The 570-nt window shown below is 66.0% G+C and carries 1 pseudogene; it reads right to left on the reverse strand.

What is annotated here, in order from left to right:
- Positions 1 to 417, reverse strand: a pseudogene (locus G3480_RS27315) (DUF6399 domain-containing protein); the annotation flags it as partial.
- Positions 418 to 570: the final 153 nt, after the last annotated feature.

Here is a 570-nt window from a genome sequence, read left to right on the forward strand (position 1 = left end):
CAGGCTGTGGGTGAGTCGCTTCGCCTTGGCTAGATGTGCGCACAGGCGCTCGGAGAGGTCCGCCTCCTCGGCGATCGCCTCCAGGCGCGCAAACACGGCCCCTAAGCGCGTCTGCAACTGCTCGGGCGTTTGCGCCTGTCCCTGTTGGAGTTCATAGGGATGATCGACCTCGCTGAAGGCGCCGATCAGGGTTTTCGCCTCAGCGCACTGCGCCTGGGCGCGCTCATGCACGAGGCTGGTCTGGACGTAGGCGCTCAGCGACTCATCGATGCGCGCGGCAAACGCCGGTGGGCGTCCCGGGCCATGGCGGCGGCGATGATAGGCCTGCTCGGCGGCGCATGCGCCTTGCCAGCGTGCCTTCGCCTCAGCCGCCGCCGTCTCGGCCTGTTGCTCCGCGCGCTTCAGCGCGAGGCTCATTGCCTGGCTGACCTCATGCTGCAGATGAAACAGATCCGTGGAATGATGCGCGCCCAGATCGCGCTCGACATGCGCCAACGAATAAGGTTAGATCGTCCGAGCGAAGCGAGCGACGATCTGAACCGGTTGTTGGACAAGCCCGGGATCGTGGCG

Origin of the sequence: Thiorhodococcus mannitoliphagus (genome assembly GCF_010915725.1) — a bacterium.
Classification (GTDB): domain Bacteria; phylum Pseudomonadota; class Gammaproteobacteria; order Chromatiales; family Chromatiaceae; genus Thiorhodococcus; species Thiorhodococcus mannitoliphagus.